At 44.4% G+C, this 22,340-nt stretch carries 18 protein-coding genes; 13 read left to right on the top strand and 5 right to left on the bottom strand.

The window, feature by feature from the left end; genetic code table 11:
• Positions 1-188: 188 nt before the first annotated feature.
• A complete protein-coding gene (locus LZZ98_RS02660; RefSeq protein WP_237786529.1) occupies positions 189-1,370 on the top strand; it encodes a helix-turn-helix domain-containing protein in 1,182 nt (393 codons plus the stop codon).
• A gap of 25 nt (positions 1,371-1,395) precedes the next feature.
• Here the strand turns inward: LZZ98_RS02660 and LZZ98_RS02655 are convergent, their stop codons facing one another.
• Positions 1,396-2,376 carry an alpha/beta hydrolase gene (locus LZZ98_RS02655; RefSeq protein ID WP_442862679.1) on the bottom strand — a complete coding sequence of 327 codons (981 nt, stop codon included), beginning with the start codon at positions 2,374-2,376 and terminating at the stop codon, positions 1,396-1,398.
• 229 nt (positions 2,377-2,605) lie between these two features.
• Positions 2,606-3,778, bottom strand: coding sequence for an iron-dependent methanol dehydrogenase (mdh, locus tag LZZ98_RS02650; protein ID WP_237786528.1), 1,173 nt, complete (start codon positions 3,776-3,778; stop codon positions 2,606-2,608).
• Positions 3,779-4,132: 354 nt separating this feature from the next.
• Here mdh and LZZ98_RS02645 point away from each other — a divergent pair, with 354 nt between their 5' ends.
• Positions 4,133-4,408: a hypothetical protein gene (locus LZZ98_RS02645; RefSeq protein WP_237786527.1), complete on the top strand. Its 276-nt coding sequence runs from the start codon at positions 4,133-4,135 to the stop codon at positions 4,406-4,408.
• Positions 4,409-4,539: 131 nt separating this feature from the next.
• Here LZZ98_RS02645 and LZZ98_RS02640 read toward each other — a convergent pair whose 3' ends face one another.
• Positions 4,540-6,618 carry a TonB-dependent receptor plug domain-containing protein gene (locus LZZ98_RS02640; RefSeq protein ID WP_237786526.1) on the bottom strand — a complete coding sequence of 693 codons (2,079 nt, stop codon included), beginning with the start codon at positions 6,616-6,618 and terminating at the stop codon, positions 4,540-4,542.
• A 60-nt stretch (positions 6,619-6,678) separates the two neighbouring features.
• On the opposite strand from LZZ98_RS02640, the gene LZZ98_RS02635 reads away from it, so the two are divergent.
• On the top strand, positions 6,679-6,822 hold the full coding sequence (locus LZZ98_RS02635; protein WP_237786525.1) for a hypothetical protein: 144 nt from the start codon (positions 6,679-6,681) through the stop codon (positions 6,820-6,822).
• Here the strand turns inward: LZZ98_RS02635 and LZZ98_RS02630 are convergent.
• Together LZZ98_RS02630 and LZZ98_RS02625 are read right to left on the bottom strand one after the other, a co-directional pair.
• Entirely contained in the window at positions 6,805-7,800 is a 996-nt protein-coding gene (locus LZZ98_RS02630) for an ABC transporter substrate-binding protein (protein WP_237786524.1), read from the bottom strand. The genes LZZ98_RS02635 and LZZ98_RS02630 overlap by 18 nt on opposite strands.
• 3 nt (positions 7,801-7,803) lie before the next feature.
• Entirely contained in the window at positions 7,804-8,391 is a 588-nt protein-coding gene (locus LZZ98_RS02625) for an ANTAR domain-containing response regulator (protein ID WP_086174364.1), read from the bottom strand.
• 447 nt (positions 8,392-8,838) lie between these two features.
• Between LZZ98_RS02625 and LZZ98_RS02620 the strand changes: the two genes are divergently transcribed.
• From LZZ98_RS02620 to LZZ98_RS02575, 10 genes are all read left to right on the top strand, one after another.
• Positions 8,839-10,179, top strand: a complete 1,341-nt coding sequence (locus LZZ98_RS02620) for an MFS transporter (RefSeq protein WP_237786523.1) — start codon at positions 8,839-8,841, stop codon at positions 10,177-10,179.
• Between the two features lie 31 nt (positions 10,180-10,210).
• Positions 10,211-12,757, top strand: a complete 2,547-nt coding sequence (nirB, locus tag LZZ98_RS02615) for a nitrite reductase large subunit NirB (protein WP_237786522.1) — start codon at positions 10,211-10,213, stop codon at positions 12,755-12,757.
• Between the two features lie 30 nt (positions 12,758-12,787).
• On the top strand, positions 12,788-14,398 hold the full coding sequence (gene nirD, locus LZZ98_RS02610; protein WP_237786521.1) for a nitrite reductase small subunit NirD: 1,611 nt from the start codon (positions 12,788-12,790) through the stop codon (positions 14,396-14,398).
• A 309-nt stretch (positions 14,399-14,707) separates the two neighbouring features.
• Positions 14,708-17,488, top strand: coding sequence for a nitrate reductase (locus LZZ98_RS02605; protein WP_237786520.1), 2,781 nt, complete (start codon positions 14,708-14,710; stop codon positions 17,486-17,488).
• A complete protein-coding gene (gene mobA, locus LZZ98_RS02600; protein WP_086174359.1) occupies positions 17,485-18,111 on the top strand; it encodes a molybdenum cofactor guanylyltransferase in 627 nt (208 codons plus the stop codon). Before LZZ98_RS02605 ends, mobA begins: the two co-directional genes overlap by 4 nt.
• A gap of 134 nt (positions 18,112-18,245) precedes the next feature.
• Positions 18,246-19,298, top strand: coding sequence for a GTP 3',8-cyclase MoaA (moaA, locus tag LZZ98_RS02595; RefSeq protein ID WP_237786519.1), 1,053 nt, complete (start codon positions 18,246-18,248; stop codon positions 19,296-19,298).
• 1 nt (position 19,299) lies between these two features.
• On the top strand, positions 19,300-19,551 hold the full coding sequence (locus tag LZZ98_RS02590) for a MoaD/ThiS family protein (protein ID WP_237786518.1): 252 nt from the start codon (positions 19,300-19,302) through the stop codon (positions 19,549-19,551).
• Position 19,552: 1 nt separating this feature from the next.
• On the top strand, positions 19,553-20,086 hold the full coding sequence (locus LZZ98_RS02585; protein ID WP_237786517.1) for a molybdenum cofactor biosynthesis protein MoaE: 534 nt from the start codon (positions 19,553-19,555) through the stop codon (positions 20,084-20,086).
• Between the two features lie 84 nt (positions 20,087-20,170).
• Complete coding sequence (moaCB, locus tag LZZ98_RS02580) at positions 20,171-21,094, top strand: bifunctional molybdenum cofactor biosynthesis protein MoaC/MoaB (protein WP_237786516.1); 924 nt, start codon at positions 20,171-20,173, stop codon at positions 21,092-21,094.
• Positions 21,091-22,332: a molybdopterin molybdotransferase MoeA gene (locus tag LZZ98_RS02575; protein ID WP_237786515.1), complete on the top strand. Its 1,242-nt coding sequence runs from the start codon at positions 21,091-21,093 to the stop codon at positions 22,330-22,332. Before moaCB ends, LZZ98_RS02575 begins: the two co-directional genes overlap by 4 nt.
• Positions 22,333-22,340 lie beyond the last annotated feature (8 nt).

Here is a 22,340-nt window from a genome sequence, read left to right as displayed (position 1 = left end):
TATTTTAGTGTCTTAAAACCGTATCTACAGCTTTGGTATATAAGGTACTTGTGTACATTATATGATTAGCATAACCTGAATAAGGTTGGAGAAAGGTTGGATACAAGAAGGTTTACAATCTTTTCAATCCAGCATAAAAAATAGCGATTACAGTGGATGTAAATCATGAATTGTTGTGAGAATAAGGAATGATGACAAAACAAAATTTGATGCAAAAAAGGCATAAAATTGATCAGTTTAGGCAAAGTAGCAGTTTATCTGTCTTACATGCGGAACAACTGGGTCAAAGTATTGCGAGTTCCTGGCAACGTTCATCCTCGGCCGAAATTCCCAAGGACCGTTTAGCCGCCCCACTGGTCCACTTACAAAAAGAAACCTATCCTTCGGCTTTGGCAAATGCCTTGCAACATTGTGCACAGGATTTAAAGCATATTGCTGAACAGTCTTCGATGGTGATTGCAGTCGGGGATATCGGTAGCACCATTATCTGGACGGCATCCAGCCCACAAATGCAGAGTGCAGCAGAAAGTGTGCATTTTATTGAAGGCGGGCAATGGCGCGAGGAACTGGTCGGAACCAATGCCTTGGCACTGTCATTAAAAACCCAGCAATCCAGTTGCGTTTTTTCTAACGAACATTACATGCCTTCCATTCATGATTGGGTCTGTTATGCTGCCCCGATTATTGATCCTTATTCCAAACAGGTGTTAGGGGTGATTGACTTGTCGACTACCTGGCAAAAGCATAACAGTTTGGGACTGCTTGCAGCGGAACGCTGTGCTTCGATTATTCAATCGGCTTTGCTGGAATACCAAAAGCAGCATCTGTTTATTCGGGCTTTTTCTGTGCCTCAGGTTTTGTTTAACGGCAAGGTGCTGGTTCTGACCCCACGCCAAATTGAAATTTTGACCATCCTAGCCTTATGTCCACAAGGTTTAAGCCTGGATAATCTACATCAGGCTTTATATGGTGAGCGAAAAGTCAGTATAGGCACCTTAAAAGCAGAAATGTCACAGTTGCGTGATGTACTGGGTGGTATGCTGGGTTCCAGACCTTATCGGTTGTTGGCCCATGTCGAGGCTGACTTTTTATTGACAGAACAGTCTTTGGATGCCGGCTATATTGATTCGGCCTTAAAACTGTGCACCGGCATATTTTTAGCCAAAACCGAAAGTCCTTTTTTATGTGCCTGGCGTGATTGTCTGGAATCACGTTTAAGTGATGCCATCTTCAAAGCCAATGAAACCGATGTTTTACTTAAACATGTGGCACGTTTTCCTGAAGCGATTGATGCGGTGGAGCGCTTGATTGAGCTGATGCCCAGAACCCATCCCGTGCATCAAACTTTGCTTAAATATAAAGATAATTAATGCCAATATTGCTGCATCATTATCTTTATAAACCTTTCAGTTCTAGCCATTCAAACAGCTGTTGATAGACATTTTCGCGCACCGATTTTTCAGACAGCACCAAATCATGTAAGCCATTTTTGATTTCGCTGAGGGTGACATCACCTTTAATTTTTTTGGCATATTTGTCTATATGTTTGACATCCAGAATCACATCACTGGTTTGAGCATATTTATGCCATTTTTTCGGATTTTTGGTTTGGTGTGAATGCATGACCAAGGCAGGGACATTTAATGTCACTCCTTGATGAATTTCTTTTTGTGCTTCAAAAATTGCCCTTACAAAACTCAGGCGTACCAAAGGGTAGGAAGGCGGTTTCCAGTCCAGATTAAAGTACCATTCGCCATGGAAATTTTTATGCAGGCTGGGAGTATACCATTTATTCAGATTGCTGGGAATTTTTAAATCCGGACAAATTTTGCCGACCCGGCTTAAATTGGGAAGGCCGAGCTTTTTTTTGATCGGATTCATGTTGAAGTCATAAAAGGGACTATTGACCCAGAGTGCCTTAATTAAAGGATGATCAGGGTGATGTGCAGCATATAAAGTGGTGGTGAGTCCGCCTGTCGAATGGCCAGAGAGCAGAACGGCATCATGCCCTTCAGCCGCAATAATGTTTAAGGCTTCAGTAATTTCGGCATCGTATTCGGCAATTTCACGTACGTTATAATATTTTTGATGAGGCAGAATCGAGCGGCCATATTTACGTAAATCGAGTGCATAAAAGTCAAAACCATGCTGGTTAAACAATTCTGCCATTTCGGTTTGAAAAAAATAATCAATAAAACCATGAATATATAATACGGCTTTGTTTGTGGCTTGCGCTGCTTTTTTTCGGATTAAAGTTGCAGTAACTTGTCCTTCATAATCATCGGGGAAATTTAAAGTGGCCTGTTCATAACCTGTACCTAATACATCCAATTGATAAAGGGGAACGGTGCTGCCATTGCTCATTTTTATACTCATTTAGAATCATCTGTTTTTTCTTATCCTTCCTGATGAGCAGTGATTTGTCAAATTGAATTATTTTTATAAAAAAAGAAGCAACCGCAGTTCTTTATCCTGTAATAAAGGGAACAGGATAAGCCAAGAAAGGGTACCGGATACTTTTTCTTGGCGCACTTCTTGACGAAGTGCAAACCTTGGTTGCTAAAAGTGTAAGTCAAAGATTGGGGAGAAGACTTACCTTGAGGACTTACAGCGCCGCTTTGAATATATCAACCACTTGAGCATGGCTGGCTTTACGTGGGTTGGTTAGCATGCAGGCATCTTTCTGTGCATTTTCTGACATGATGGCTAAGTCGCTTTCTTTTACGCCCAATTCAGCTAAACCTGATGGAATGCCAATTGAGGCTGAAAGTTGACGAATCGCCTGGATCGCTTCATAAGCTGCTTCAGTTACGGTTAAGCCCTCTGTATTTACCCCCATTAACTGGGCGATTTTGGCATAACGGTCCGGGCAGGCAATCAGGTTAAACTCGCATACATGCGGAAGTAATACAGCATTACATACTCCGTGTGGCAAGTTGTAGAAACCGCCCAGCTGATGTGCCATCGCATGGACATAACCGAGTGATGCATTGTTAAAGGCCATGCCGGCAAGATATTGCGCATAGCTCATGGCATCACGCGCTTCCAGATTATTACCATTGGCAACGGCAGGGCTGAGCCACTCGCTAATCATGCTAATGGCTTTTTCTGCACAGGCATCGGTAATTGGATTGGCTGCAGTGGAAACATAGGCTTCAACCGCATGCGTCAAAGCATCCATCCCTGTTGCGGCAGTTAAGGCTGCAGGTTTGGCCAGCATTAATTTAGGATCATCAATGGCAATGAGTGGGGTACAACGCCAATCGACAATGGCCATTTTTACATGGGTTTCGGTATTGGTAATAATACAGAAGCGCGTCATTTCAGATGCAGTACCCGCTGTGGTGTTGATCGCAATCAGCGGTGTCATCGGTACGGTGCTTTTATCAATCCCTTCATAGTCACGGATATGACCACCGCCAGCGGTTACCAGGCCAATACCTTTGGCACAGTCATGCGATGAACCACCACCTAGGGACACAATAAAGTCACAGGCATGTTCGTTATAAGCTTGAACGCCATTATGAACATTAATATCGGTTGGGTTAGGCTCTGCACCCGGGAAAATGTGACTGTCTACACCAGCATCTTTCAAATAAGCTGCAATGCTATCTGCCACACCAAATTTGAACAGGCCTGCATCTGTCACAATTAAAGCTTTTTTTGCGCCTAAACTTTGTGCCTTTGCGCCAATTTCTTTGGCACAGCCTGGGCCGAAAAGTGAAACACAGGGAATATAAAAACCGTTGGTTTGATCTGCAATATTTTTAAAAGCCATGGTGCGATTCCTTCTACCATTCATTGTATTATCGGTGACCCTCACCGTGATTTGAGTATTCAATGAAGCGTAAAAAAATCCCACCTACCAAAAACCTACCATTTAAATTTTGATATTTTTTATGCCGAGATTGTAGAAAATTAAAATGCTGAAGGTCTTGGAATTAGCTTGAATGAGTGATACAACTTTTAATGTAAGAGATAATCTAAAAAATCATTTTTTAGGGATAAAAAAAAGGATTAACAGCAAATCTGCAAGGGCTATATCAGTATTTTGCTGATCGCAATGGATCATCTATTACTGAACACGCAATATTCTATTTGTATGATTGTTATATGAAATTTTAGGGGGTGTATGGAAGCCGCACAAAAAAAAGATGTCACATTATTGCATGCCATACATAAAATTTTACTGCAGGAATGGGATCCCTTGGGGATTTGTTGTAATCCGTCCATGCGGGATGAATATGAGGATTATTTACCAAAAATTTTTAACATGCTGAATGAAAATGCAAGCGAGTCGGAAATTTTTGATTATTTATGGCGCATTGAACATAAGGTGATGGAACAAAAGGGCAATAAACAGCATACCTTAAGAATAACGAGTTTGCTGAAAGCCTTGCTTGTTTAACATTTACCTTGAATGGGGCTGTATGGTAGAGTCCATACAAAGTTTTTATTCGCTTAACCAGAGACAGGCTGATATCCAACAACGAGCTTGCAAAAAAAACCGGTGTCTGGCACCGGTTTTTATCTTTTAGTTTAGAATTTCTTTTCTACACTGATAAGTACACTTGGAATAGCGTGATTTACCCGTGATTCATACAGGCTGCCATCCGACTGTTTGGTTAAACGCTCTTTATAATCTGTACTTAAAACATTGCGTGCACTGAGTGTGGTTGCCCAGTCATCATTAAAGCGTTTGGTCACACTGATATCCATGTTAACCCGTTTATTGCTGGTACGGTCATAAGGCTGGTTATCCAAGGCACGGGTAAATTCAGGAACATAGTTCAGATTCACACTGCTGGAAAGATGCCAAGGCTGATAATTATAAGACAAACCGGCACTTGCTGTATAAGGCGCAACATCACTGGCTAAACGTTGTTGATGATTGGCATCTTCAATTTTTGCACGCACCGTCGATAGTTGACCATTCAACATAAATGCATGCCCATTTTCAGTTTGCTTTAACGCATAACGAGCAGCAATTTCAACACCATAAGTAGTGGCATTGTTCTGGTTAGTAGGTCTTTCAACAAAACGACCATTTTCCTGACGAATCACTTTCTCAATATAATCCTCAATTTCGCGTTGGTACGCCGTGATATTGATGCCGCCTGCCGGGGTGTTATAACCCAGGGTAGACTCAAAGGCGGTAATTTTTTCCGGACGTAAATTTGGATTGCCGCCACGGTCAGGGTTATTCAGGCTGCCGGCATCACTGTCGGTAGAAACAGAAACTGTGGGTAACAGCTGGTCTGTTTTTGGACTGCGGAACGCCTGGCTGATATTGGTTTGTAATGACCAATGATCGTCAAAATCAAAGCGATGAGCCAAAACGGGGCTAAAGTGCTGGTCACTATAATCCACCAGTCCTGAACGGTTAATCCATTCCTGACGCGCACCCAAGGTTAGGGTTTGCCGGTCGCTAAACTTCCAGCTACCTTCGGTATAGAGTGCATAACGCTGTTCATCCAGTGTATCTGTAATATTGCTCTCAAGTTCACTCGAGCGAATATCACTACCAAATTTCAGTTGCTTGGTTTCACCAAACTTACGCACACCATCATAAGCCACACCATATTCATTCACGGTTTCATCGGTATAGCTGCTGAATAGCGGTGACTGGGTCGATTCAGTTTCATTTTGCTGTTCTACAGAAAGACGAATCTTGTCGGAATTGCCCTTGTCCTTGCGTTCATAACGGGTATTTAAACGGATACTGTCGTTCTTGTCATTTTGAGTCTGATCGCCACGGATACCGTCACTTTCATTATTACGATAGAACACTTCGGCAACCAGTTTTTGCTGGTCATCCAGCTGATACTCTACACGCGGTGCCAGCATTTGCGACTTGCGTTCAGTAATGCGCTTTTGTTCGCGGGTTTCGCTGCTGGTTTGGGTCTGGGTGATCGAGGTGGTGTCATTCCACATCTGGTTGGCAGACATGCTGTATAACCAGGCATTATCACGACCATCGGCCTGAACACTGATATTTTTACGTTGTTCTTCTTGTTGATCCGATTTTGCCAAGCCATATCCCGCACGGACGGTTCCACTGATGTGGGCATGATCCAGCGGTTCTTTTAGAATAATATTGATGACTGCGGAAGATGCCACGGAGGCCTGAGCGACACTTGGCTGTTTGGTAATTTCAATCCGTTCGATCATGTCTGGCGTAATGCTGTCAACAACCGACATGCCACCACGTGGACCGCCTTGAACTGGTTCTCCATTGATTAAAAATACCGGGGCACCGCCACCACGAAAACGCATAGCTGAAGCACTGCCACCACCACGCGGACCTTGTCCTGGAGTGGGCATTTGAAAACCGGCTGCACGGCGTAAGGTATCATTTACCGACTGATCACCAAATTGCAGCATTTCTTCCCGGGTGACAATGGTTTTGGCCACTGCACCGATATCAGGGTCTTTGGCTTGAGCCGGGGCAGCTTGAAACTTTAGGGTCGTCAGGGTTTGTACCGGTGCGGTTTGGGCCGCAGTGCTGTCTGTTGTAGTTGTATCTGTTGTGCTATCAGCAGCCCAAGTTGGGGACATAAAAGTAAACAAAGCACAACTTAATGCACTTAATTTCCAACGCGGTTGTATGCGTTTCATTATTGAATGTTCCATATGTCGTTTTGTGCGTAAGATAACGTAAAAATGTGGAGAAAAATTGTGGAAAATCGCGTAAATAAAAATAAAAGATTAAAATTCGATAATAGCGATAAAATAATCAAAATGAATGGTTTAGCCCCAGCATTTGGTCAGTTTTTTTATCGCTGGGGCAATACTGATGTTGGTCTATTTCTGCAAGGATAAAATACAGTTCTGGCTGATCTGATCAATGTTTTGCTGATTCAGGTTAATGTGATCCCATTTCAGCATTTGCTGAATCAGCCAGTGAAAATCTGTCAGCTTTGGCACGGATGATTCAATGACAAAGTTACGGATAATATTCTGGATAGAATGGAATTTTTTCACATGTATGCTGTCGGAACATTGGAACTGAACAATATTAAAGTCAACTAGCATTTTCCAGACTTCGGTATAGTCCTCCAACGTCTGCAATTCTTGCTGTGCTTTTTCAATCGCAGCCACTAAAGCACGGTGAGTATGAGGATGCTGTGCTGCCCAGTCGGCCGTGACAGCCAGTACCTTGTCTGCAACCTTGGGAATAACATCCTGACTGCTGGCCACAATCTGACTGATGCCCAACAGTTCTCCTTGAGTGTTCCAGGGTTCCCCGACACAGAAACCATCAATGACATGATTGCTTAAGGCTTCCACCATATACGGAGGCGGAAGGGTGGTGAGTTTGATTTTTTCTGCGACCTCAGCATTGGCAAGGGCTAACCATTCTCTTAAACAATAATGATGAATGGACTGCTTAAACACATGCGCCAGTTGAATTGATTGTTGTGTTTGTATGGCGGAGACAATTTTTTCTGCCGATTGTTGGGCATTATCTTGCGCTGAAATGTGCAGGTCGAAACATAATTTCTGGCTCAAACTGATAAAGGCGCGGTTATGACTGAGCACCAATGCCGTTTGTAAGGGAATGCCCAACTGGTCTTCACCTAGTGCTGCGGCAGGAAGCATGGCAGACAGGCAATGGGCGGCATCCAGAAAGCCGAAGGCCAGCCGGTCTCTGAGACTTGCCCATGAGGCTTCCTTGACTAAGGTAACCTCCAGACCAAGCTCTGCAAAAAAGCCACGCTGTTTGGCCCAAAGGATAGCCACACAGTCAAGCAAAGGAATGTAGCCAATCTGGATTTGGGTTTTTTCTAAATCTGTCATGGGCTAATCCTTGAATTGGTTTTGTAACAGTTGTTGGGCATCCAATAAACGCCGTGCCATTTCTCCAATGGTCATGCGATGGCTCATGGCATTTTTTCTGAGTAATTGAAATGCCTGATCTTCAGTGAGGGAATGCAATTGCATCATCAGCACTTTGGCTTGATCTACCACCTTACGGTCAGCCAGTTTATTTTTGGTCTCTTCCAGATCATCCAGTAATTTTTTATGTTTTTTATACTGGGCAATCGAAATTTCCAGAATGTTTTGTAGTTTGGCCGGATCAATCCCGTCCACGATATACGCCGTGACCCCGGCATCAATGGCACTTTTAATGGTGTCTTTATGACTGTTTTTAGTAAACAGCACGGTGGGTAAATCGAACTGGCTGACACAACTTTCAATAATGTCGCGATGGGGATGATCCATGTCCAGCAAAATCACATCTGCATGTAACTGTTCTAAACGGAACAGGCTTAAATGGTCGATGGTCAGGCAGGCAACCACCTCGAAATGATGTTCGATCAGGGAAGCTTTTATATAGTTGGCACGTTCTTGATCGTCATCAATCAGTGCAATTTTTAGTTTTGGCATATTGAGCTAAATACCATCTAAGCAGAGCCAGAAAAATTTATATCTAATCGAAAGCAATTTAAATGCCAAAATTAATAAAACTCTATTTTTTTATAAGAATCAGGCATAAAACTTGAATCGAACAGCGTATTGCACTGTCTTGATGCAAAAATGCGCTACGAGGAAGCACAAGTGCAGTTGCTGTGAATACTCATTTTGTTGTTCAGTAGAGCAGATGAAGCAACTGGTTTGTGCAAAAAAAGGTAAAACTTAAATAAAAATGTTAAAAAATAATAATTTAAAGATATTTTATTATTGTTGGCACAATCATTGCTAAATCTCTACTGAGTCAAAGACGACTCTAAAAAATTTGTAAGACGGCCAACGATGTCCGTTCTGATCGAATCTGCTATGCAGCTATCCGCATAACAGATAACCCAATACGTTCAGTTCAGGAAGGAGAAGGTTATGTCTTCAAATTTATATGAAAAAAAGGCAACAAAAATAAGTCTTTTTAGTTTTAACAGCGCGGCGATGAGAGCCTTCCACATGAGTTGGCTCGCCTTTTTTGTCTGCTTCTTTGCCTGGTTTGCCTGTGCACCTCTAATGCCGGTCATTGCAGGTGAATTTCATCTCACCAAAGACCAGATTGCCAATATCAATATTGCCGCCGTGGCTATTACCATTATTGTCCGGCTGATTGTCGGGCCTTTATGCGACAAATACGGTCCACGCAAAACCTATACCGCATTATTAATTATCGGCAGTATTCCTGTATTTGGTGTGGCATCTGCCAACAGCTATGAATCTTTCTTATTTTTCCGCTTATTGATTGGTGCGATTGGTGCCAGCTTCGTGATCACCCAATATCACACCAGTATCATGTTCGCTCCAAATGTGGTGGGTACGGCCAATGCTGCATCAGCAGGTTGGGGGAATGCCGGCGGTGGTGCAACACAAGCGCTTATGCCGTTAATGCTTGCTGCCTTGGTGATGTTTGGTGTTGAACAGGCGATGGGCTGGAGAATTGCCCTGATTGTTCCAGGTGTAATGATGCTGATTGTCGGTGCGCTTTACTGGAAATTCACTCAAGACTGTCCACAAGGTAACTTTAAGGAACTTCGTGCGCAAGGCATTCAAGTCGGTAGCGATAAAAAAGGCGGTATGGCAATTCTGATGCATGCTGCGCGCAACTACCGTGTCTGGATTCTGTTTGGTGCCTATGCTGCGTGTTTCGGTATTGAAATCTTCATTCATAACATCGTGGCAATGTACTACGTTGAACATTTTAGCTTTGGCCTGAAAGAAGCAGGGCTGGCTGCCGGGATCTTTGGTTTGCTCGCGCTGTTTGCCCGTGCTTTAGGTGGAATTGTCTCCGACAAGGTGGCAACCAAAAAAGGTCTGGATGGCCGTACCAAGGTGTTGTTTACCATGATCTTGATGGAGGGTTTGTTCCTGATCGTGTTCTCACAAATGAATAGCGCAATGCTGGCGATTTTAACCATGACCGTGTTTGCCTTATTTACCCATATGGCTTGTGGTGCAACCTATGCACTGGTGCCATTTATTGACCGTGATGCTTTGGGTGGCGTAGCAGGCATTATTGGTGCAGGCGGTAACGTAGGTGCAGTTGCAGCTGGTTTCTTGTTGAAAGGCATGCTGGATATTCAAACTTGCCTGATGTTTCTGGGGGGATTTGTAGTCCTTGCAGCAAGTTTTGTTCTGATGATTCGCTTCTCGGTTGAACATAAAGAGAAGGAACAAAAATTGTATGAACAAGCAGTGCTTGAACGAAACAACATGGCTTAAATCAATAGATTAAAAGAATAGGAGAAGCAATATGAAACTGGTAATGATTGGCCATGGCATGGTAGGACACAAATTTATTGAATCCGTGCTTGAACATGCAGGTGATGAAGTTGAAATTACCATCTTGGCAGAAGAACCACGTTTAGCCTATGACCGTGTTCATTTAACCGAATATTTCACCGGTAAATCAGCCAAAGACCTCACGCTTTGCCGTGCAGATTTTGCTGATGCGTATGGCATTGATTTACGCCTCAGCACTAAAGCCAATGCAATCGACACTTTAAATAAAACGGTTACCACCAATCATGGCGATGTGATTAGTTATGACAAATTGGTGCTGGCAACCGGTTCATATGCTTTTGTTCCTCCTATTCCGGGTAATGAGCGTGAAAACTGTTTTGTTTATCGCACCATTGAAGATCTGGATGCCATTCGTGCAGCCAGTTTAAATGCCAAGACAGGTGTGGTAATTGGCGGTGGCCTGTTAGGTCTTGAAGCTGCTAAAGCACTGCGTGATCTGGACTTGGAAACGCATGTGGTGGAATTTGCACCTCGCTTAATGGCAGTGCAAATTGATGACCTGGGTGGCAAGGTTTTACGTGCAAAAATCGAAAATCTGGGTGTAAAAGTTCATACCCAAAAAGCTACTCAATGCATCGAGGCAGGCATTAACACCACGCACGTGATGAAGTTTGGCGATGGTTCTGAACTTGAAACCGATATCGTTTTATTCTCTGCGGGTATTCGCCCACGTGATGAATTGGCACGTCAAAGTGGTCTGGCGCTTGGTGAGCGTGGCGGTATCGTGATCAATGATTATTGCCAAACGTCAAATACAGACATTTATGCAATTGGTGAATGTGCGCTTTGGCAAAATAAAATCTACGGTTTGGTTGCACCGGGCTATGACATGGCGCGTATTGCAGCCAAGCATGTGATGGATCAAGCCTGCAATACATTTGCTGGCGCCGATATGAGCACCAAGCTGAAACTGATGGGGGTTGATGTGGCATCGGTGGGTGATGCCCATGCCATGACCCCAAATGCGCTCAGCTATTTCTATGCCGATGAAGATGCCATGATTTATAAAAAGATTGTGGTGAATGCGGAAAAAACCAGATTACTCGGTGCAGTGCTGGTGGGCTGTGCCAAAGAATATAATGACCTGCTGCAAATGATGCTGAATGGATTGGACATTCCAGAAAATCCTGAAAGCCTGATTATGCCGGGCTATACACAATCAAGCGCCAAAGCTGGTGGCAGCGGTGTCGATTTACTGCCTGACAGTGCAATCATCTGTTCATGTAATAACGTCTCTAAGGCCGATATTTGCAGTGCAATTGCAGAGGGTTCAACTTCACTCGGTGCACTGAAAAAATGCACCAAAGCGGCAACAGCCTGTGGTGGCTGTGCGCCACTGGTCACGCAAGTGTTGAAGTCTGAATTGCAACGCCAAGGCGTGACGGTCAATAACCATCTGTGTGAACACTTTGCCTATTCACGCCAAGAGCTATACCACCTGGTTCGTGTCAATGAAATCAAGACCTTTGATGATCTGATCGGGCAGCATGGTCATGGATTGGGCTGTGATATCTGTAAACCAACGGTGGCAAATATCCTGGCATCTTGCTGGAATGACTTTGTATTAAAGCCAAGCCATGCCGGCTTGCAAGACAGTAATGACTATTATCTGGGTAATATCCAAAAAGACGGTTCTTACTCGATTGTGCCACGTATGGCAGGCGGTGAAGTGACGCCAGATGGCTTGATTGCTATTGGTCAAATCGCCAAAGAATATGGCTTATATACCAAACTCACCGGTGGCCAACGTGTCGACATGTTTGGTGCGCAAGTTCATCAACTGCCTGAAATCTGGGAAAAACTGATTCATGCCGGTTTTGAATCGGGTCATGCTTACGGTAAGTCGCTGCGTACTGTGAAATCCTGTGTCGGTAGTACCTGGTGCCGTTATGGCGTAGATGATTCGGTCGGTTTGGCGATCTTCCTGGAAAACCGCTACAAAGGTTTGCGTTCTCCACACAAACTGAAAATGGCCGTATCTGGCTGTACCCGTGAATGTGCCGAAGCTCAAGGTAAAGATGTTGGCGTTATCGCGACTGAAAAAGGCTGGAACTTATATGTTTGCGGTAATGGTGGCATGAAACCACGCCATGCTGAATTACTGGCATCTGACCTAGATACACAAACCCTGATTCGTTATATCGACCGCTTCTTTATGTTCTATATCCAGACTGCAGACCGCCTGCAACGTACTTCGGTATGGCGTGACAATCTGGAAGGCGGGCTGGACTATCTTAAAGCCGTTGTGGTTGGAGATTCTTTAGGCATCGCTGCTGAACTGGAACGCCGTATGGAGCATGTCGTCGGCACCTATCAGGATGAATGGCGTACCGCTGTGGAAGATCCTGAAGTGCGTAAACGCTTTAAAACCTTTATCAATGCAAAAGCTGAAAAGCAAAATGATCCGCATATTCAGTTCGCCGCTGAACGTGGACAAATTCGACCAAAAACTGCAGCGGAACGCGATGCAAGCCGTATCCCTGTAGTTGAAGCTTAAGCATCTTCAGGGAAATAAAGGAGAATAAAGATGACAATTTTAAAAGAAATGAATGAGCTGGAATGGGTCGAAGTTTGCAGTCTGGATGACATCACGCCCAATACCGGGGTGGGTGCATTGATCAACGATCAACAAATTGCGCTGTTCCGTGTCGGCAATGAAAAGCGTGTTTATGCCTTAAGTAACCAGGATCCGTTCAGCCAAGCCTTTGTGATGTCACGCGGGATTGTGGGGGATTTACAAGGTGAGCGTGTGGTTGCCTCTCCAATCTATAAACAGCATTTCAGTCTGGCCACTGGGCGTTGTCTGGAAGATAAAGACCAAAAGCTGCTGGTATTTCCAAGCAAAATTGAACAAGGCAAAGTCTGGGTTCATCCAACGCCGCAAAAAACCTATATCACCAACAATGGCACTGCTCAGGAAAAGATGAAACTGGTGCTGGTAGGCAATGGTCTGGCAGGTATGCGTTGTCTGGAAGATTTACTTGATATGGCGCCTGAGCGTTATGAAGTGACCGTGATTGGTGAAGAACCTTGGGGCAACTATAACCGCATCATGCTCTCGCCAGTCCTGTCAGGTGATAAAACCATTGATGACATTATGCTGCATCCGCATGCCTGGTATGCAGAGAAGGGTATTCGCTTTATTGCTGGTGATGCTGCGGTGAAAATCGACCGTCCACGTAAACAGGTCTATACCGAAAAAGGCGTGGTGGTGGATTATGACCGTTTGATCCTGGCGACAGGCTCCAAGCCCTTTATTCCGCCAATTCCGGGTAGTGACTTAAAAGGTGTGCTCAGTTTCCGTGATATCTATGATGTCAACACCATGCTGGATTACTGCAAGTCTAAACAGAATGCCGTGGTGATTGGTGGCGGTCTGCTTGGGCTTGAAGCAGCGTATGGTCTGAAACAACGTGGCATGAATGTGACGGTTTTACATTTGATGGACCGCATCATGGAACGTCAACTGGATAGCCGTGCAAGCAGCTTGTTAAGGCAAAGTATTGAAGCCAAGGGCATCAACATCATTACTCAAGCCAATACCGAACAACTGATTGGCGAAGAGGGTCATGTGAAGCAAATCCAACTGAAAGATGGCACGGTGCTGGATGCTGATCTGGTGGTCTTTGCTGTCGGGATCCGTCCGAATATGGCATTGGCGCAAAGTGCAGGCTTACGCTGTAACCGTGGCGTGATTGTGAATGACACCATGCAAACTTTTGACCCGAGTATTTATGCGGTGGGTGAATGTATTGAGCACCGTAATCAAACCTTCGGTCTAGTTGAACCACTTTGGGGTCAAGCCTTTATTTGTGCCTCACATCTGGCTGAACACGGCAGCTTAACTTTTAAAGCTCCGACAGTTCCGACACAACTCAAGGTCAGTGGCTGTGATGTATTTTCAGCAGGAAACTTTGAACCGCAGGATGATTATGAAGACATTATCTTGAATGATGAAAAACGTCAGATCTATAAACGCATAATTATTCAAAAAGATAAAGTCATTGGTGCAGTGCTGTTTGGTGATACTGAAGATGGTGCCTGGTATGCAGAACTGATTTCTGATCAAACGCCAATCAGTAATATTCGTAATAAATTGCTCTTTGGTAAAGATTTTGCATTAAAGAAAGCAGGCTAATCACATGAGTGGTATTCGTTCAATTTTAAATATTTGCACAGCCACACTTTGCATTAATACCTAAAGAGTAATTGCGCAGGCATGATCTTACTTTTGAAAGATCAAAAGTAACAAAAATCTTTGTTTCCCATACATTACGTCCTGAGCTGTTTTTTAAGCACTGCTTTGAAAAGCAGTGCAAGGGATGGGAAACGGTGGCATCCATGCCACCTCGACAGAATACATGCTTACGTGAACTCTAAAGATTTAGATAGCTTGGAAAATAGAAGAAATTATTCAAGTGAATTTATTCAATAAAAAGGAGCATCCATGAATAGTATTCCCGTTATGGAACTGCATAGCTCCACAGAAAAAAATACCAAAATCACCAATACCACCTGTCCCTATTGCGGGGTAGGTTGTGGTGTGACTGCACATGTCACCCAAACGCCATTTGGTCAAAAAGTCACGGTTGAGGGAGATATTCATCATCCTTCCAACTACGGCAAGCTGTGCATTAAAGGCAGTAATCTGGCGGATACCTTGGGGCTGGAAACCCGTGTGCTTGAACCGATGATGGGGCGACACACAGAACGTCAGGCTAGCAACTGGGACACGGCTATTTCAAGTATTGCCAATAAATTTCAACAATGTATCGATCAATATGGCCGTGACAGTATTGCCTTTTATGTATCAGGACAATTGCTGACTGAAGACTATTATGTGGTGAATAAATTCGTTAAAGGTTATTTGGGCACGGCCAATATCGATACCAATTCACGGCTGTGCATGTCTTCCGCAGTTGCGGCACACAAACGTGCTTTCGGTGAAGATATTGTTCCGGCCAGTTATGCAGATTTTGAACATACCGACATGGTGGTGCTGGTTGGTTCAAATACGGCATGGTGTCATCCGGTGCTGTATCAACGCATTATGCAAGTCAAAGAACAGCGTGATCTGTTTGTGGTGGTGATTGATCCGCGCTTTACCAGTACCTGTGAAGCAGCAGACTTACATTTGCCGATTTTACCCGGACAAGATGTCGCATTGTTTAACGGCTTATTACAATATTTAGCGCAAAATGGTCATGCTGATCCAGATTTTATTGCTGCACATACCCAAGGTTTAGAGCAAGCTTTGGCACATAGCCAAACTGAATCGTCCATTGAAGATGTCGCGGTACGTACCGGTATTTCATTGGAAAAACTGCAAGTTTTTTATGAAAAATTTGCCCAAACTGAAAAAGTGATGACCCTGTTTTCTATGGGGGTGAATCAGTCTTCGCAAGGAGTGAATAAAGCCAACAGCATTACCAATTGTCATTTATTCACTGGGAAAATTGGCAAACTCGGTGCAGCACCTTTTTCTATGACGGGTCAACCGAATGCCATGGGTGGTCGTGAAGTTGGTGGTTTGGCAAATATGTTGGCGGCACATCTAGAACTGGAAAATGTAAGCCATCAACAACTGGTGCAAGACTTTTGGCAAAGTCCTTATATTGCCAAGCAGGCAGGTTTTAAGGCGGTCGATTTATTTCATGCAGTTGAAAGTGGCAAGATTAAAGCCATCTGGATTATGGCCACCAATCCGGTGGTGAGCTTACCCGATGCTGATCAGGTCAAACGTGCCTTAGATAAGTGTGAATTTGTGGTGGTGTCCGACATTTGCCAGGACACCGACACCACGCAATACGCCGATGTGCTGTTACCGGCTTTAGGCTGGGGCGAAAAGGACGGCACTGTTACCAATTCTGAACGCCGTATTTCCAGACAGCGTGCATTTCTAGATGCACCGCTAGAGGCAAAAGCCGACTGGTGGGCGATCAGTCAGGTCGCAAAACGCATGGGCTTTAGCGGTTTTGATTTTAACAATAGCCATGACATTTTCCTGGAACATGCCCGTTTATCCGCACATCAAAATGCAGATTTAAGCCAGCGCGATATAACGCCATATTTCCGCTATTTCAATTTAAATGGTTTAACGGATTTAACTACAAGTGAATATGAGGCTTTAAAACCGGTGCAATGGCCTGTCTGGACTAAAGATCAGGCAGATGGTTTCGTAGCTCGACTTTATCCTCAAGGTCAGTTTAGTCATGCTGATGGAAAAGCCAAATTTATTGCCATCTCTGCAGTGAATCCGGTACATCAAACCTGTAATGAGTTTCCACTGGTTTTGAATACCGGTCGAATTCGTGACCAGTGGCACACCATGAGCCGTACCGGTTTATCTGCCAATTTAGGTAGCCACCGCGCCGAGCCGTATTGTGAAATTCATCCGCATGATGCTTTGAAATATGGGGTGAAAGATGGCGAGTTGGTGGAAGTTAAATCGAAGTGGGGCAATTGTGTACTTCGTGCCACGGTTAGTGACAACATTCGCCGTGGACAGGTGTTTGCACCCATTCACTGGAATGATCAGGTCGCATCGGATGCACGGATTGGCAAGGTCGTCAATCCAGTGGTGGATGTCATTTCCGGTGAACCTGAATTTAAGCATACCCCGGTGATCATCCATCCCTTTTATAGCCAGTGGCAAGGCGTATTTTATGTGCGTCAGGGCTTTGAAAAGGTCGTGCAATCTTCCATTCAAAACACCGTGTGGTGGACCAAAATCACCACCGCCAAAGCCGTGCGTTATGAACTGGCAGACCGTAAAAAATTTACCCAGACCACTGAACAGTTAAAAGAGCTGCTACCGTTTCAGGATGAAAGTTTTGAATGGTTGAACATTGAAGATCAAACTGCGCATATCAGTCACAGTGTGGTGTTGAAGGATGGGCACTTGATTGCCAGCCTGTATATTGCACCGAAGGCTTTATTGCCAGACCGCGACTGGGTCGCAAGCCTGTTTAAGCGTGAACGTTTAAGTGCAATGCACCGTAAAGCCTTACTGGCAGGACAGCCAATGTCGATGGCCAACAATGAAGGTCCACTGGTCTGTAGCTGTTTTAAAGTCGGTAAAAACCGAATTATTGATACCATCAAAACCAAAAATATCACCGATGAAAAACAGGTTACTGCATGCTTAAAAGCGGGCGGTAACTGCGGTTCATGTTTGCCTGAAATTCGTGGCCTGATCAAGGCTTGTCAAATGGAGGCGGTAGAATGAGAAAAACATTAAAAAATGCTGTTTATCCAAGCACCGATCTGGTGATTTTAGCCGGGGGGCAGGCACGGCGCATGAATGGCATCAATAAGCTGTTGCAGAAATTTGATGACCAGATTCAACTGATCAAAATCCATCAACAGTTAAAATCCGATGTAGCGCACGTCTGGATTAACAGCCACCGGGATGATTCGATTTACCAGAAAATTATTCCCAGCATTCATTGCTATCAGGATGATGAAAGCGGCTTTTTAGGTCCACTGATGGGCATGAAAAGCGCTTGGGCACATGTACAGGCCGACTATGTGCTATTTGTCCCTTGCGATGTGACCTATATCCCTTCACGAGTTCTACTCAAGTTGCATCAGGTTTTGGCGAAAAACAGTCTGGCAGAGGTGGCCTATGTGGAAATTAATGGTACGGCCCTGTATCCATTTTGTCTGCTTAAACGCAGTAGTCTACCTACCTTTATCAATCATCTCGAACAAAAACAGCGCAGTCTAAAACACTGTTTTGCCGACTTGCACGCTCAGGTGGCAAGTTTCAAAAATCGTGCCCTATTTTTTCACAGCATTAATTCACTGGATGAGCTACAGCAGCATCAACAACTTAAATTTCTGCATTAAAACAGAATCTTTTGCCTTTGGGCACAAACTTGGAACACTTATTGCAATTCTAACAATAACAAGATTGGGCACTTTAAATCTTGCGCACAACATCTGTGCAATTACAACAAGATGCCTAAAGATGGATGTTCAACATGAATATGATGACAGAACTTGAAACCGATGCGCGATTTGTCGATCAGTTTGGTCGAAGCAAGCGTAAATTGCGAATTTCAGTGACCGATCGCTGTAATTTTAAGTGTGTCTATTGCATGCCGGAACATCCTGAATGGATGAAAAAACAGGACTTGCTCAGTTTTGAAGAGCTTTATCATTTTTGTGCTTTTATGGTGCGTCGTGGCATAGAAGCGATTCGCATTACCGGTGGCGAACCGTTAATGCGTCAAGGGGTGGTGCATTTTGTGGCACAATTGCAAAACCTGAAACCCTTGGGACTGAAACGCATCTCCATGACCAGCAATGGTCATTATCTCAAACAATATGCACAGGCTTTAAAACAGGCTGGACTGGATGATTTAAACATCAGTCTGGATAGTCTGGATGCTGATCAATTTAAACAGCTGACCCAAAAAGATTTAAGCCCCGTACTTGACGGAATTCGTGCAGCACAAGAGACCGGTTTGCCCATCAAGATCAATAGCGTATTGATGAACGGCATCAATGATAATCAGATTTTGCCGTTGGCACGCTGGTCAGTTGAGGAAAATATCCAGCTCCGTTTTATTGAATTTATGCCACTGGACGGTGAGCGTAAATGGTCGACTGCACATGTGGTCAGTGAACAGCAAATTTTAAATCATCTCGGTACTGAATTTACTTTAACCCAAAGGACAAATGATTCAGTGCAATCAGCTTCGGAACCAGCACGACAGTATTTTATTGATGGTCATCCGCTCGGAATCATATCCACCATCACTAACTCATTTTGTGGCAGCTGCGATCGGCTGCGTTTAACTGCACAAGGCGAGTTTTATAACTGCCTGTTTGCACCGCAAGGTTTGCAGCTAAAAACTGAAATTAAAGCACTGGCTGCATCTGAATCCTTGAGTGAGGTGAGCTTGCATAGCGCATTATTCAACTATATCTGGCATAAAGAGCAAGGCTTTCACGCCATAGAGCAACGTTTAAAAAATCAAAGTATGGATAAAAGCAGCCGCAAAATTAGTATGCACATGCTTGGAGGTTAAAATGTCACAGATCAAAATTCAAATTGAAGCCTTCGGTGCGGTAGAACGACAGTTACCCGAAAATTTAGCCCTGTGGTGCAGTGCTCAAAGCACTGTTGCTGAGGTTTTGGTGCAAGTCGGACAGGATTATCCGGCAGCTTTTGCCATGATTGAACGCTGTGCCTGTGCCATCGGTGAGGACATCATTCCCCGTCAAACTCAGCTGAATGCAGACAGTACCCTCGTGCTGTTGTCTCCAGTGGCGGGAGGCTGAAATGGAACAACTCAAAGCATTTTCCAGAATTCAGGATACCGCCTTAACTTTAGACAGCTTTGATCAGATTGAGCAGTTTCCTGAATGCGGTGGTATTGGGGTGTTCATCGGCACCGTGCGTAATCACCATGAAGGTAAAGCGGTTAAAGCGCTGAAATATACCGCTTATGCCCCTGTCGGGGAAAAAATGATCCGTCAGATCGAGCAGGAGATTCAAGCCAAATATGCAGTGTCTTATGTGCGGGTGATTCACCGGATTGGCGCTTTGGATATTGGTGAAAAGGCCATTATTGCCATTGCCTATGCGGCACATCGCCGCGAAGCCTTTGCTGCCTGTGAAGAAGCCGTTGAACGAGTCAAGCATGAAGTTCCGGTGTGGAAAGAGGAATTTTACATGGATGGCAGCAGTCAATATGTAGAAGGTTGCTGTATCCGTAAAGATACAGCGGAACAGGGGCATGCACATCATCATGCAGATAAACAATATGCAGATAAACAACCTGCACGCGGTGATCATGCACATTGTCATCATTAAAAGCAGATTAATCTACTTATTGAACCAGGGTAGATGTCAGTCAACAGCAATATTTAAAGTAAAAATGAATTCAGGAAATATGCAATGAAAAATGTCGGGATGAAAGCAGAGAGTTATCGTACTGCAGTAGCCACTGGGATTCTGCATGCCCCACCACATTGCATTGAGTTGTTACGTAATGGCAATACTGAAAAAGGCGATGCACTGAAAACTGCACGTATTGCGGGAATTTTAGCGGCCAAACGTACCGATGAACTGATTCCGCTATGTCATCCATTACCAATTTACCGTGCTGACGTTGAATATGAGCTGTTTGATGCGCATGTCGAAATCATAGCTACCGTAGAAACCATTGGTCCAACGGGTGTAGAAATGGAAGCATTAACCGCAGTCAGCCTGGCTGGGTTAACCCTCTATGACATGCTTAAACCGCATTGTGAGCCTGAAGACCTATGTCTGGATCATGTTAAATTGCAAAAGAAAAAAGGCGGCAAGTCCCATTTTACCCGTGCTTTAAAAGAAGCTTTGCCTGCGTCTATCATTGTGTTGTCCGATACCGTGGCCGCAGGCAAAAAACCGGATACGGCAGGGAAAAATGTACTGGAAATTTTACAGGAAGCCAATTTTAGCCAGATTGCCTATCAGGTGATTCCGGATAGCCCTGAACAGTTGCTGGCACTGATCGAACAGCAAAAAAATGACTATCCGCTGATTCTAACCGTGGGTGGTACAGGGCTGGGGCCGAAAGACTTAACTGTCGAAACCATTCAGCCTTTATTAAAACGTGAAATTCCCGGACTGATGGAAGCTTCACGTAGTTTTGGCCAAAAACGTACACCTTATGCGGCCTTAAGTCGCGGTGTGGCGGGTTATATTGATAACAGTCTGGTGATGACCTTGCCGGGGAGTCGCCAAGGTGCCAAAGAATCTTTAATTGCAGTGCTGCCTGCATTGGTGCATTTATTTGATGTGCAAAAAAATATTCCACATCAAGGTGGCTATCAATGAATAGCCTAATGTCTGGGTGCGGAGCAGAGCCTGGTCTGATTACGGTAGATCAGGCCTTGAATTTAATTTTGCAGAAGACCCAGAGCCTCGCCACGGAAAGTCTTGGCGTAAATCGAGCGCTAAACCGTTATTTAGCGCAAGATGTGTATGCTGCCATCAATCTGCCCTTATTTTCGCAAAGTGCCGTAGATGGCTATGCGCTGTGTGCCCAATCTGCAATTGAGCCGCGTAGCGAATTTAAACTGATCGGTGAAATTCGGGCCGGACAACAGGATGAGCTGCAACTCCAAGCCGGGCAGGCGGTGCGGATTTTTACTGGTGCCAAAATTCCGTTTGGAACCACCACGGTGGCGCGCCAGGAAATTGTCAAGCTCATCGATTCATCCAGAATTCAAATAATGGAAAATCTAAATGCCAATGCCGACATTCGTGATGTGGGTGAAGAAATTTCTATCGGGCAACTGCTGGCCAACAGGGGGCAGTTACTTTCTGTAGGTGCCATTGCATCCCTAAGCATGGCCGGCATTCAAAGTGTTGAAGTCTTTGGATATCCTAAAGTTGTGGTAGTCATTACTGGAGATGAGGTCGCAGAAAGTGTAGCTGACTTTACAGCAGGAAAAATTTTCGATGCCAATGGGCCTTTGATTGAAGCCTGGTTTCAAAATGCAGGACAACAGGTCGAAATATTCCATGTGGCAGATACGGAAGATGCGGTTCAGGCACTCATTCAGGAATTATCGGCAAGTCATGACCTGATTTTAACTACCGGCGGTGTATCGGTAGGTGATTATGATTTTATTCGGCCGGTAGCACTGGATTTAGGCTTTGAACAGCTGTTCTGGAAAGTGAAACAGAAACCGGGCAAGCCGATGTTCTTTGCAGAATTAACTCGAGATGCCCGAACAAGTTGCTATTTATTGGGGCTACCGGGCAATCCCGCAGCAGTCTATGTGGGCATGCAAATTTATACTGCAACTTTATTAAATGCCTTACAGGGACAAAAGCAGCAGCCAAACTGGTTTAGTGCAGTACTCACCCATGATTTAAAAATGGACAGCAGAGAACGTTTTTTAAGAATGTCCGCCAGTTTTGATCAGTCGATTTTAAAAGTAAAAAGTCTGTCCAAACAGCAATCGCATATGCTGAGCAATTTAATGCAGGCCAATTGTCTGGTACGGATTCCCGCAGGGCAAAGCCTGGCTGAAGGGGATATCGTCCAAGGCTTATTTATTCACTGATGAGGAAA

The sequence above is a fragment of the Acinetobacter sp. SM34 genome, from assembly GCF_022012365.1.
Taxonomy (GTDB): Bacteria; Pseudomonadota; Gammaproteobacteria; order Pseudomonadales; family Moraxellaceae; genus Acinetobacter.
Note: the sequence above shows the minus strand (reverse complement) of the source record. Positions and strands in the feature narration are given on the sequence as shown.